The following is a 12,617-nucleotide window of genomic DNA, read 5'->3' on the forward strand; positions in this document are numbered from 1 at the left end:
GGGCTGCACAGCCTGCTTTACGGGATGGGGCTCCCCCTGCCTAGCAGCAGGGGGCGCTATGCTACGGGGCTCGCTCTTCGCTCGGCCCCTGCCCTACAGGCCTCGGGTCTAGCCTTCGGCTACCCCTTCGCAGCGCTAGCCCGGCCCTATCACCAAGCGGAAAAGGCCCATACGCTTGCAACATTTCGGCTTTCCCCCTGTTGTTGTTCGCGCTCGGACAAAACCAGGATGCTATTTTTCTCCGTAAGTGAAAAAAACGCACCTTTGTGCATATGCCCAGATCCGCAACTGCCATATTATTCTTCAGCCGGTCGGCTTCTTGCGAAGCTAGGGCCAAGGGTTTTGGGCTTGTCCAGAAGAAAGCCAAGCGCCTGGCCAAAGCCCTCATCAACCGGGCCAGGCAAACCGTTGAACGGAGCGGGCTCGATGTCGTGAACAGCGATGAGCGCAGCCAGCGGGGCCATACTTTTGGGCAGAAGCTGAGCAACGCCGTAGCAGATGTATTCCGCTCTGGATATCAGCAAGTCATCATCATTGGCAACGATTGCCCTGGTATCACGCCAGCTGAAATCGGCAGGGCTGCTCAGTTGCTGGAAGAAGGCCATCAGGTGCTTGCGCCCGATCAGAATGGGGGCGTATGGCTGATCGGCCTTCGCAAGGGGGCATTTGCCCCTGCTGCCTTTGCTGAGGTAGCGTGGGAGTCTGAGCAAACCTTTGCAGGCCTCCGCCAACTGCTCTCCGGTGTAACCCTTCTCCCACCGCACCGGTCTGTAGAAAAAAATACGGACCTTCGTTTTTTCTGGCAGCAGCACAAATCCTGGCTTTACCTTGTCGCAGAGCTGCTTTTTGAAGCGCCTCTGCCCCATCGCAATAAGCCTGCTGCTCAAAAAACTGCCCCCCTCCATGGGCAGCTCTCCCAAAGAGGCCCGCCTCAAGAGCCACTTCACTTGTAAATACAAGTCTTTCACATTAAAACATCGGCGGCAGCCAGCCCCTACCTGCGCAAGAGGTATGGGCTATACGGTATGTCTTATCCTTTTCCGTGCCCAGCTAAAAGCGGTGTGCAGCTACAAACTGGCAGTACATGGGGGCGGCAGGGTTTGCAATACGGCCTCGTCCCAAAAAATGCAGCGGGATGAAGGGGCAGATGCAGTATGCTGCTACGCCAAATCTTATCCAACTTTAAAGCTAAGTTCATGAATCACAAGACTGTGTGGGCAATTTTGGTATGCCTGCTTTTTGGTGCCGCATTGGAGGCACAATCGTTTGTAGTAACGGGCACCGTATCCGATGCTGCAGACGGGAGCCCCCTGATCGGCGCTTCCATCCTCGAAACCGGGAAGGCCAATGGGGCCGTCACCGATGTGGATGGCCAATTTTCTATTACGCTGACGGGCAGCTCCCCAACCATCGAAGTCAGCTATGTGGGCTACCTTACCCAAACCCTTTTCGTAAGCCCCGATATGGCAGCCTCACCGCTTTCCATTGCCCTTGCCCCGGGGTCCAACCTCTCAGAGGTGGTCGTCACTGCCCTAGGGCTGGAACGCGACAACCGAGAGCTAGGCTATGCCATACAACAAATTGACAATCAAAAACTCACAGACGTACAGTCGGTCAATTTCCTCGACAACCTGGCGGGCCAGGTAGCCGGGCTCAGAGTGACTGCAGGGGCTACTGGCGTAGGCTCCACCAGTCAGATCATCATCCGTGGGCAAGCAAGCTTCACCAACAACAACCCCCTTTTTGTAGTCGATGGCGTGCCCATCAACAACAATACCATCATCAACCTGACCGATGAAGCTGCAGCTGGCTTTCAGGAAATTGATTTCGGCAATGGCGCTATGGACGTCAACCCTGCCGATATTGAGTCTGTCAGTGTACTGAAAGGCGCTTCTGCGGCGGCCCTGTACGGTACACGGGCCGCCAATGGCGTCATACAGATTACCACCAAGACTGGCCGCCAAACAAAAGGGCTGGGCGTAAGCGTCAATTCTACTTTTATGGTAGACAACCCCTTTCAGCTGCCTCGCTACCAGAACACCTACGGGCAAGGCCAGGGCGGCGAATTTGAATTTGTGGATGGCCTGGGCGCTGGCATATCAGACAACATCACCTACAGCTACGGCCCTCAGCTGGATATCGGCCTGCTCATACCACAATTTGACAGCCCGGTAACGCTGCCTGATGGCACTGTAGTGCGCGGAGGGGACGTAGCAGTGCATGGCGGGCTCCCCATCACGCCTACCCCTTTTGTCAGCCGGCCTGACAACGTAAAGGACTTCTACGAGACCGGACATACTGCCATCAACAACCTCGCCATCAGCAATAGCGGAGAACGGGGCGATTTCCGGCTGTCGCTCACAGACCTAAGGAGCGAGAGCTTTATCCCTGGGGTAAACCTAGACCGGAAAACCGTAAATGCACGCCTGGGCTTCCGACCTATTGACGGGCTATCTTTCAATGCAGGCCTGACCTACATCAACACGCAGTCTGACAACCGCCCGGCTGGGGGCTACGGGTCTGAGAACATCAACTACGACCTTACTGCCTGGCTTGGGCGGCAGACCGACCTGAACGCACTGCGCGATTATTGGCAGCCGGGGCTGGAAGGCGTGCAGCAATACAGCTACAACTATACTTTTTTCGACAACCCATACTTCACCCTGCTGGAAAACCGCAACAGTTTCAACCGGGACCGCTTCTTCGGTTTCCTTTCCGCCAGGTACGAGGTATCGCCACAGCTGAGCTTCACGCTCCGCTCTGGCATGGACTACAGCAACGAGCAGCGGCAATTCCGCCGGGCATTCAGCAGCAACCGCTTTAGCCAGGGCGGTTATGCAGAAAACGATGTTTTTTACCGGGAGATCAACACCGATTTCCTACTTGACTTTCACCCCAGGCTGTCAGGCGACTTCAGCCTCAACCTTTTGGCAGGTGCCAACCGGCTCGACCAGCAGGCACAAAACACACAGAGCCAAGCCCTCACCCTTGCTCAGCCCGGTATTTTCAGGCTAAGCAATGCCGCCAGCCCCGTTGAGATCTTTGACCAGCTGGCTGAAAAAAGGATCAACAGTGTGTACGGGCTGCTCAAACTGGGCTACCGGGGGTATTTGTTCTTGGATATCACAGGCCGCAACGACTGGTCAAGTGCCTTGGCCACGCCACAGAACGCCGAGAACACCAGCTTCTTTTATCCATCAGCCAGCCTGAGCTTCCTGGCTGACCGCGCCTTAAGCCTGCCCTCAAGCATCAGCTACCTGCAGCTGCGGGCTAGCATAGCCCAAGTGGGCAACGATACCGATCCCTACCGGACCAGCTCTACTTTCGTCGCTCAAGTCCCATTCAATGGCCAGCCGACTTTCTCAGAGCAGGCTGTGCTGGCAGCCCCGGGCCTGGTGCCGGAGCAGACCACAAGCGTAGAGTTCGGTGCTGACATACGGTTGTACGATGACCGCATTGGCCTGGATGTGACCTATTATGACCAAGTAACGGAAAATCAGATCCTCAGCCTGCCAGTGCCTTTATCTTCCGGTTACCGCCAACAGATCATCAATGGTGGCCAGGTAAGGGCCAAAGGCTGGGAAGCTGTACTGACCGCTGTACCCGTCAAAAGCCAGAAATTCCGCTGGGCCAGCGCTTTCAACTTCAGCACCAACCGGGCTACTGTAGAAGAGCTGCCTGCCGGTACGGACCGCTTCACTTTGGCTTACAGCCGCGTCTACAATAGCGTCAACCAAACCGTATTCTTTATTGTCGAGCCAGGGGGTGAAATCGGGGACATCTGGGGCACCGGTTACCTGCGCAACGAGGAAGGCGCTTTTGTGCTTACCGAAGAAGGCAACTTCATTGCGGACAATAACCTGCAGAAGCTGGGCAATGCCAACCCAGATTTCATCCTGGGCTTTCAGAACAACTTCCGTTTCGGCAATTTCGACCTTGGGCTGCTCTTTGATTGGCGGCAGGGCGGGCAGCTTGTCAGCCGGACCCTGAGCTTGGCCGGTGTAGGAGGCCAATTGGAAGAAACTGAGTTCCGGCCAGAAGAAGGCATCATCATAGATGGTGTGGTCAATGTCGGCTCTGAGGAAAACCCTGTTTATGAGCCCAACACCACTCCTATCTCTGCTGAGAGCTACTACCGCTCATTCTATGACCGCAACCACGAGGAGAACAACATCTATGATGCTAGCTACCTCAAACTGCGGGAAGTAGCCCTGACCTACCGGCTGGGGCAGGCTCAGCTAGAGCAGACTTTCCTGCGCGGGCTAGGCAGCCTCAGCATCAGCCTTATTGGCCGCAACCTTTACGCTTGGAGCGAGATACCCCACTTTGACCCTGAGCAATTTGCGATACAAGGGCAGAACTTGGTATCTGGCGTGGAAGACATGACCTACCCGAGCGCCCGTTCATTCGGGATCAACCTGGGCATTGAATTCTAACCCAGCAGCAAACCATACTTACCATCACTACAGCCGCCCTGCGGCTGCCAAGCAAAAATTATGAAATATACCTACTTCCTGTTCTTGGCCCTGCTGCTGGCAGGATGCACAAAGGACTTCTCTGCTATCAACACCAATGAGAATGCACCTAGCACGGTGCAGCCGGAGCTGTTGCTCCGCCAAGTGCTATATGGCTATGGCGATCAGATGAGCTACGAGGGCTTCGTGGCCGGTAACCTGCTGAGCCAGCACTTTGCCATGATCGATTTCAACCTCTTCGACCGGCATGCCCTCAACTCCCCTCAGGAAGGCGGCAACCCTTGGGACGTGCTCTATGTCAACCTCAGGGATACGGAATCTATCTTGGAGCAGAGCCAGGCCAACCCGGCGCGGGCTGTTTACGAAGGGCCTGCCCTTATCCTGAAAGCCTACCTGACGATGACGCTGACCGACCTCTTTGGGGATGTCCCCTACTTTGAAGCCGTGAAAGGGCGAAGTGAAGGCATCGTCACACCGGGCTATGACCGGCAAGAGGACATCTACCTTGCAGAAGGGGGCATACTCGACAATCTGGAAAAAGCGGTGGCTGCCATTGACAGCTACACCGGTGCGCAGCCCCTCAACGGCGATATCCTCTTTGAAGGGGATCTGGAGGCATGGGTACGCTTTGCCAACAGTCTGCAGTTGAAGGCCCTGATGCGCATTTCAGGCGTAGAAGATGTTGCCGCCGAGCTGCAAGCCCTTTATGACCTTGGCGGCGGCAACGGCAGCGCCCTCATCCGGAGCAACGCCCAGAATGCTGCTTTTGATTTTGCAGCCGGCCCGCCCAACAGCTTTGCTTTTGCAACAGCGCGGGTAGGCCTTTTCAATGTCTTCCTAATGTCCGAGACGGCATCAGAAATTTTTGAACCCCTAAACGACCCCCGGGCAGGAGTTTTGTACCGCCCTAGCGCAGCCAACAACGACTTCAACGGCATCATCAACGGGATAGATGCATCGAGCGCTATTGTACCAGACCAGTATGCACGCCCGGGCACAGTATGGCGGGAGAACACAGGCAGCCTCGACTTCAACTACCTGACAGCTTGGGAGGTAGACTTCCTGCTGGCAGAGGCAGCACTGCGCGGTTATATCAGCGCTGATGCAAAGGCGCTGTACGAATCAGGAGTAGAGAAAGCTTTTGAATACTGGCTTACGGAACTGCCCTCGGGCTATCTGAGCAGCGACCCGGCTGCTTGGGATGCGAGCAAAGGGCTGGAGCAGATCATTACCCAAAAATGGATAGCCTCCATCGGCAACGCATACGAAGGCTGGGCAGAATGGCGCCGAACAGGCTTCCCTGAGCTCAAGCCGGTGGAAGCCAGCCTGAACGGTGGGCTATACCCGGTGCGCATGCCCTACCCTTCCGACGAGCAAGCCCTTAACTTTGAGAACTACCAGACTGCAGCAGCCGCGACCGATGGCAACTCTATCAATGCGCCAGTTTGGTGGGATGTAGACTAAAGAACGTACAATAGACTTGATGGGCGGGGGCTGCTGCCAGCCCCCGCTTTCAAAACTGACCTCAATGGTTACACTTCAATGGGTGCTGGTGATCGCCAGCAGCTTGCTCCTGTTTTTCTTATCGCCTAAGGCCACCACGGCCAGTGCTTTTTTCGGCGGCACCCGCCGTGAGCGATCGCCAGGCATGATTGCGCTGATGAGCAGCCTGGTCATTTCCTGGCTCTTTGCCAAATCCATCACCAATGCCGCCAACCTAGGCCTTGCTTTTGGCCTGATCGGAGGGGTAGCCTATGCGGCCTACTATCTGAGCTTTGCTGTAGCCGGCTGGGTCATTTACCGTATGCGCACCTTAGGAGGCTTTAAGAGCATACACGATTTCCTTAGCCAGCGCTTTGGGCGGGGCGCACTGATCTTGTTCTCCCTGCTCATCTGTTTCCGGCTGTTCAACGAGGTCTGGTCCAACACCATGGTGATCGGGAGCTATTTTGGGCAACCGGGCGAAGGGGCTTACTATGCGGCCATAGCTGTATTTACATTGTTAACCCTTGCCTATAGCCTGAAGGGCGGCATGGCTTCCTCCATACTCACCGATATTGTGCAGATGGCCTTGTTCGGGGTATTGCTGGCTGTAGTGCTAGGGGCAATTTTTCCCAAAGTGGACTACCAGCCCGCCCCAATACTGAGCAGTGGGGCCTGGACAATGGCCACGGGGGGCAACCTCCTGCTCGTAGCCGTCTTGCAAAGCTTTAGCTACCCCTTCCACGATCCGGTACTGACCGACCGAGGTTTCTTATCCAGCCCGAAGACGACGCTCAAAGCCTTCCTCTGGGCCACCCCACTTGGCTTTATCTGCATTGCCCTGTTCAGCACCGTTGGGATTTACGGCGGCCTGGAAGGGGTATCTGGGCAGGCGCCCGTGGAGGTTGCTAAACTGCTGGGCGGCCCCATACTGCTCGTGATGAACCTCATCATGATTACTTCCGCAGCCAGTACGCTAGATTCTACTTTTACCTCCTTTTCCAAGCTCGCCATAATAGACCTGGGGCTGGGGCGGAAAGGAGAAGCCCTGGCCATTTCTGAGCTAAAACAATCTGGCCATAGCCATCGCAACGTATTTGTGGGTAGAAGCGCCATGGCCATACTTGTAGCCGCTGGGACATTGCCCGTTTTTTTCAACCCTGCAATTTTATCAGCGACCACTGTATCGGGAGCTATGGTAGCCGGGCTTGCCCCTGTTTTTTGCCTATGGCGCGTGAAAGCCCCCCCGCTAAGCTTCTGGCTTTCTGTGGGATTTGGGCTACTTTGTGGCATTATTTACGCAGCCGGCTATTGGCCGGAAAGCTGGGCACTGACCACTGGCAAGTACAGCCATTTGTTGGCTGTAACGCTGATAGAGCTGGCAGGATGCTTTGGCTTGTACGCCTTGGGCATTATCTTTCAGCCTGTACACGAAAACAAAGGGAATCCCGATGGATCAAAAAATTAAATCGATAACTGTAGCGCACGGCCCGGTCCTCGTCTTTGGAGGCGCTTACTCCAACCTCGATGCTTTCATTGCGCTCAAGGCAGAAGCACAGCGCAGGGGCATCCCCCCTTCCAATGTTATTTGCACGGGCGATACGCCCGGATATTGTGCAGACCCTTCCGCCTGTGTCGATTTCCTGGAAGCCTGGGGCTGCCATAGCATCGCCGGCAATGTGGAGTCCAACCTGTTCAACGGGACCGACGATTGCGGCTGTGGCTTCGGGGATGGGAGCCGTTGCGATATGTTCGCCAAATTGTGGTATGACTATGCCCAACGGAACGTCACGCCCAAAAACCTGAAGTTTATGGGCAGCCTGCCCGATCAGCTGCGTTTCCAGTACGCAGGAAAGGCCATAACCGTGCTACATGGCTCACCGGCCAACCAATCAGAATTCGTGTGGCGGTCTACGCCTGCTGCAACCAAACTGGCCTACTGCAAGGCTGCCGGAGCAGAAGTCGTAATCGGCGGCCACTGCGGCCTGCCCTTCGCACATCAGATCGATGAGCGCCACCTCTGGCTCAATGCAGGGGTAATTGGCATGCCGGCCAACGACGGCACCCCCCGTACCTGGTTCCTGCTGCTCGACGATGCCAATGGGCTGGCATACACTTTTCAGCCTTTGGCCTACGACCACCGCGCAGCAAAAGCCAAAATGATCGATGACCGCCGGCTACCCGTAAGCTATGCTGCTACACTGACAACCGGGATATGGGACAATACAGAAATCATGCCCCCTGCAGAAGCAGAACGGGAAGGCCAGGCTTTATCTCCTGAACAACTGGCTGCAGAAGCACACCAATACCCATTGGCTGCAGCAGCTGCCCAACCTGCTCAAAAGACTCCTTTACCACTCAAAAACCTTACTAAAATGAACAAATATACCGATCCTAAGGACCTCAAGTCATTTGGCAAAATCACAGAATGGCAGGAAGACATGGGCCAAAAATTCTTTGATTGGTACGCTGGGGTCACCGAGGGCGACTCCGCCCTTACCGAACGGGAAAAAGCACTGATCGCCCTGGCCGTGAGCCACGCCATTCAATGCTCCTACTGCATTGATGCCTACACCACCAACAGCCTGCAAGCCGGAGCCGATGAGGAACAAATGATGGAGGCGGTACACGTTGCCGCCGCGGTCAAAGCAGGCACCACGCTGATCTATGCCCGGCAAATGCAGCGGCAGGTCGACAAAATCACCATGTAAGCTGCCCTACACACTTTAGCAGAATCTCAAACCACGCGATATGGCTATTAAGCAAAAAACAAAATCACTAACGGCAAAAGGGTCACAGCTGAGCGATACCTTCATTCAGCTGAACGTCCTCAACGGCAAAGACCTGTCAGACGCCAAGTTCCCTAAGTTCAGCGAACGCTTAGCCGAGCAGGGGCACAAGCCCTTTAAGCCTATAGACATTGAAATCTTCCAGCTCAATATTGGCAAATTGTGCAATCAGACTTGTGCGCACTGCCATGTGGATGCCGGGCCCGACAAAAAGCGGGAGAACATGAACCGGGAAGACTTGGAGCGCTGTGTCGAGATCATCGCTGCCACACCGAGCATAACTACCGTGGACATCACCGGCGGCGCACCGGAGATGAACCCTCATTTCAGGTGGTTTGTAGAACAGTGCACCGCGCTCGGCAAACAGGTGATCGACCGCTGCAACCTCACCATCATCATGGCCAACCCTAAATACCGGGACCTTCCGGAGTTCTTGGCCGAACACAAGGTGCACGTCATTTCCAGCCTGCCCTATTTCTCCAAAAAGCGCACCGATGGCCAACGGGGGGATGGTGTTTTTGAAGACTCCATCAAAGCCCTGCAACTCCTCAACGAGGTAGGGTATGGCAAACCGGGCAGCGGGCTTAAGCTCGACTTGGTCTTCAACCCCTCTGGTGCTTACCTGCCTGGCAAACAGGAGACTCTAGAGGCCGAGTTCAAGCGTCAGCTCGACCGCAAATTTGGCATTGTTTTTAATCAGCTTTACGCCATTACCAATTTGCCCGTAGCCCGTTTTTTGGACTACCTCCTGGAAACCGGGAACTACGAAGAGTATATGCAAAAGCTTGTGGATGCTTACAACCCTGCAACCGTTGAAGGGCTGATGTGCCGCAACACCATTTCTGTGAGCTGGGACGGCTACCTGTACGACTGTGACTTCAATCAAATGCTCGACCTAAAAGTAGCTGCCAAGGGGCAGCACATTAGTACCTTCGATGCCGCTGAGCTCCGCAGCCGCAATATCGTGCTCAACCAGCATTGCTATGGATGCACAGCGGGTGCAGGCAGCAGTTGCAGCGGCACAGTAGCCTAACTCCTGAACGCCAATCGATGTGGAAAGCAAAGGAGGGGAGCAGGAACTGGGCCGCGCTGCCCCCTCTACTGGCTTTGGATAGATTTTGCTTAACTTAGTGGGCACGCCATTAACCTGACCACCCTTCTTTTGCCTATGAGCCTCACCAAACTAGCCAAGCACAACCCGGTATCGCGTGCAGTAAGCAAACGGAAACGAAAAAACACAGGCCTGGCCCCCGGGAGCTTAGTCTTCACGGGCACAAAGCACTTGGAAGAAGCAGCTGTTACCCTTACTGAATACCATGCCGAGGGCGTTATTTATGAACAGTCGAGCCTTGGGCAGCTGCCCACACCACACGAAGGGGGCTTCATCCGCTGGTATGATATCCGAGGGCTCCACCATGTACCGCTTATACAAGAGCTGGGCGACCTCTACAACATCCACCCACTGGTACTCGAAGACATCCTGGATACGCAGCAGCGCCCCAAGTTTGAAGAATACGACAACGGGCTTTTCCTCATAGTGCGGGCCCTGTCCCTTAATGCCCAAGAACAACGGGTTGAGACTGAGCAAGTAGGCATTTTTGCTGGAGAAGGCTTTGTCCTATCCTTTCAGGAAAATGAAACCGACCTCTTCAGCGGGGTCCGCGACCGCATCCGGTCGGGCCGGGGCAAAATCAAGAAGCGCAAAGCCGACTACCTGGCGTATGCCCTAGCTGATAATATTGTTGACCACTACTATGTGCTGCTAGATCAACTGGATGTGATGCTCGATGGGCTGGAGGAAGAGATTTTGTCCGATGCCAACCGGTCTACCAAAGGCCGCATCCACAGCTTAAAGCTGCAATCTATCACACTGAGGAAATCAGTAGCCCCGCTGAGGGAGGCCATCGGGCAATTCTCGAGGAGCGACAGTGCCTTTATCGATGAGGGCACGGAGGTGTTCATCCGGGACCTACATGACCATAGCGTGCAGGTGATGGATGGTATTGATACCTTCCGGGACATGATCAGCGGCCTGTACGATTTATACCTGAGCGAAATCAGCTTCAAGATGAACAGCATCATGCAGGTGCTCACCATCATTTCCACCATTTTCATCCCCCTTACCTTTCTGGCCGGCATCTACGGCATGAACTTTGACCACATGCCCGAGCTGCATTGGAGATACAGCTACTATGTGCTTTGGGCGGTCATGGCCCTCATCAGCGCTGCGCTCATTTATTACTTCCGGCGCCGAAACTGGCTATAGCCTCTAATTTTTGCCCAAAGAACATGCCCATATCAGATGAGGGGGCAATTCCGCTATCCACGCCGCATATTTGCTAACGAAGACACCAATTTCGAGGTTGGGGCCTCCTTAAAAGAAAGAGGGGCCCGCCTTGTCAGTAAGGAGCTATTTATTCATGGCGATTGGAGGTGAAGGCCGTGCTGTGCAAACGGCGCACCTTTATCTCCCCCGCCATTTTTAAGCGCCTTCTGCAATCATAGATGCGATAAGGGCTCTGCCCTCACACATAAACACAAAAACAAAACTTTCAAATCCGCTGCCCCCGAAAGGCAGCGCAACATCGCATTGTGCAATGGGCACCACACCGGTCCTGCCCATTATCCTGTAATACTTGCGAGAGCAAACACTATGAATTTTCTGTTACCGCCTTGCAGGGCTACTGTAAGGCGGTTTTTGTATACCTAGTGGTCTGTCAAGGCTAAAACTATGGGTTGCCTGCGGCGACTTTTGAGGCTACTCTTCGTTGGACAACCCCTTACGTAGCGCTGCTATGCGCGGGAACATCCGCCTTGATTAGCCTCAAAATTCGCTCCCACTCAACCCATAAATTAACACTTGACAGACCACTAGTGCCTCAAGCCATAAACCCTTGACACCCCAAGTTTCGTTCTTTTCCGCCTACTCTTCGTTAAAGAACCGCTCCTTTAGCCCGGGCTAAAGTCGCGAACCTTCGCCTTGATTAGCCGGAAAGTAACTTCAACTTAAGTATCAGAGATTTATGACTTCAGGCACTAGACTGCTGCTGAAAACCCCTCTCTTTGCCGAAGAAGGCAAAGGATATTTTTGTAATTTGCCCATTCCAGGTTTTCACTCAGCCCTTATCCATGCTGCAAATTGAAAAGGCCATCAAATTGATGGACGACTTTCACTTCGAAGTCTTCAGAACTTACGTCAAAAACAGGAGTAAGCGGTCTTACTACCCTTTAGCCCTCATTGACGTCATTAGCCGGGACGCCCGCGTAGCACAGGATTCGGAGGAGCTCTACCGCAAGACTTACGGCGAAACTGCCCCGGATGAAAGAGCGATGAAAAAGCTGTTCCAGCTCGCCCATTATACCTTCCGTCTGACCAGCTTTCTGGCCGTCAACTACCCCGACTATCTGCAGCACAACGTTACTCGTGTACAGCACTTCTTCAATACCGGGCAGCCAGAAGAAGCCGCTAACCTGCTCAGTATGGCTTTGGAGATTGCCGAGAAAATCGAAGACCATGATACCGAGCTGAAGCTCAGGAGCATTTCCATGCAAAAAGAAGTGTTGCAGGAGTCTGCACGACAGGCGCGCCCCCACCACGAGCGCATCGCACAGCTCTTAGGCTGGAAACAAGACCTGAACAGCCTTCTGCTGCACCTCCACAACTACTTCAATGCCAAGGGCAAGCCGGAGCAGGATATGCAGCTGCAGCCCCACCTCGATTTTTTCAGCCAATACTTCGAGCACGAAGTCTTTGCACTGCGGATCATCAGCAGGTTTGGGGCTTGCTATGCACGTTACTACGTAAAATCGCGCAGCTTTTACTCCAAGGGGACACTGCAGGAACTGCAGGCCATAGAGCGGGAGCTCCAAA

The 12,617-nt window shown here is 54.4% G+C and carries 8 protein-coding genes and 1 pseudogene; all 9 read left to right on the forward strand.

Annotated features, from left to right (window positions below; genetic code table 11):
* The first annotated feature begins 272 nt into the window (after positions 1 to 272).
* Entirely contained in the window at positions 273 to 953 is a 681-nt protein-coding gene (locus FRY97_RS18585; protein ID WP_147169074.1) for a TIGR04282 family arsenosugar biosynthesis glycosyltransferase, read from the forward strand.
* A 243-nt stretch (positions 954 to 1,196) separates the two neighbouring features.
* Positions 1,197 to 4,436: a SusC/RagA family TonB-linked outer membrane protein gene (locus tag FRY97_RS18590; RefSeq protein ID WP_147169075.1), complete on the forward strand. Its 3,240-nt coding sequence runs from the start codon at positions 1,197 to 1,199 to the stop codon at positions 4,434 to 4,436.
* A 60-nt stretch (positions 4,437 to 4,496) separates the two neighbouring features.
* Positions 4,497 to 5,939 carry a SusD/RagB family nutrient-binding outer membrane lipoprotein gene (locus FRY97_RS18595; protein WP_147169076.1) on the forward strand — a complete coding sequence of 481 codons (1,443 nt, stop codon included), beginning with the start codon at positions 4,497 to 4,499 and terminating at the stop codon, positions 5,937 to 5,939.
* A gap of 64 nt (positions 5,940 to 6,003) precedes the next feature.
* Positions 6,004 to 7,425, forward strand: coding sequence for a sodium:solute symporter family transporter (locus tag FRY97_RS18600; protein WP_211356914.1), 1,422 nt, complete (start codon positions 6,004 to 6,006; stop codon positions 7,423 to 7,425).
* Positions 7,409 to 7,978 (forward strand): annotated as a pseudogene (locus FRY97_RS23375) (metallophosphoesterase family protein); the annotation flags it as partial. The gene FRY97_RS18600 and the pseudogene FRY97_RS23375, both read left to right, overlap by 17 nt.
* A 354-nt stretch (positions 7,979 to 8,332) precedes the next feature.
* Positions 8,333 to 8,668 (forward strand): arsenosugar biosynthesis-associated peroxidase-like protein, encoded by a 336-nt coding sequence (locus FRY97_RS23380; protein ID WP_147169082.1) that lies wholly within the window; start codon positions 8,333 to 8,335, stop codon positions 8,666 to 8,668.
* 40 nt (positions 8,669 to 8,708) lie between these two features.
* A complete protein-coding gene (gene arsS, locus FRY97_RS18615; protein WP_147169078.1) occupies positions 8,709 to 9,779 on the forward strand; it encodes an arsenosugar biosynthesis radical SAM (seleno)protein ArsS in 1,071 nt (356 codons plus the stop codon).
* 135 nt (positions 9,780 to 9,914) lie between these two features.
* Positions 9,915 to 11,012 (forward strand): magnesium/cobalt transporter CorA, encoded by a 1,098-nt coding sequence (gene corA, locus FRY97_RS18620; protein ID WP_147169079.1) that lies wholly within the window; start codon positions 9,915 to 9,917, stop codon positions 11,010 to 11,012.
* A 797-nt stretch (positions 11,013 to 11,809) separates the two neighbouring features.
* On the forward strand, positions 11,810 to 12,617 hold an 808-nt coding region (locus FRY97_RS18625), incomplete at its 3' end, for a hypothetical protein (protein ID WP_147169080.1).

The sequence above is a fragment of the Phaeodactylibacter luteus genome, from assembly GCF_007993045.1.
Classification (GTDB): domain Bacteria; phylum Bacteroidota; class Bacteroidia; order Chitinophagales; family Saprospiraceae; genus Phaeodactylibacter; species Phaeodactylibacter luteus.

Bases quoted from the DNA above. Each gene is read 5' to 3' on its own strand.
- FRY97_RS18585 (WP_147169074.1), top strand. From the start codon at position 273: ATGCCCAGATCCGCAACTGCCATATTATTCTTCAGCCGGTCGGCTTCT.
- FRY97_RS18590 (WP_147169075.1), top strand. From the start codon at position 1,197: ATGAATCACAAGACTGTGTGGGCAATTTTGGTATGCCTGCTTTTTGGT.
- FRY97_RS18595 (WP_147169076.1), top strand. From the start codon at position 4,497: ATGAAATATACCTACTTCCTGTTCTTGGCCCTGCTGCTGGCAGGATGC.
- FRY97_RS18600 (WP_211356914.1), top strand. From the start codon at position 6,004: ATGGTTACACTTCAATGGGTGCTGGTGATCGCCAGCAGCTTGCTCCTG.
- FRY97_RS23380 (WP_147169082.1), top strand. From the start codon at position 8,333: ATGAACAAATATACCGATCCTAAGGACCTCAAGTCATTTGGCAAAATC.
- arsS (WP_147169078.1), top strand. From the start codon at position 8,709: ATGGCTATTAAGCAAAAAACAAAATCACTAACGGCAAAAGGGTCACAG.
- corA (WP_147169079.1), top strand. From the start codon at position 9,915: ATGAGCCTCACCAAACTAGCCAAGCACAACCCGGTATCGCGTGCAGTA.